Consider the following 276-nt stretch of genomic DNA (forward strand, 5'->3'; position numbering starts at 1 on the left):
ACGGTGTGCCTTGTGTTTAATCCGACACCCGTGAATATCCCGGCGATGATCAGTTTGTCGTTCGTGCCCGGAGCTGCCGTTGCCGTTCGTCGTACTTGCCTTGCCCAGTTGGTTCCCGAAGCTGCAAAAAATGACATTGTACCCGTACCACCGGTGCGGATAACCCGAATCACATAACTATCCGTGCCGTTTGGCGTGTGCGTGGTTCCATCCGATACGAAAATCCATCCCCGTGCCGTACCATCTTTGAACTGCATGTCTTGCGTATCAATTATT

1 protein-coding gene is annotated in these 276 nt (G+C 52.2%); it reads right to left on the minus strand.

The features are described 5' to 3' along the window. The coding region (locus N8M66_RS09315; protein ID WP_261047232.1) for a hypothetical protein at positions 1 to 257 on the minus strand (257 nt) is incomplete at its 3' end. Positions 258 to 276 lie beyond the last annotated feature (19 nt).

Source organism: Streptococcus mitis, from assembly GCF_946188585.1.
Taxonomy (GTDB): Bacteria; Bacillota; Bacilli; order Lactobacillales; family Streptococcaceae; genus Streptococcus; species Streptococcus mitis_DG.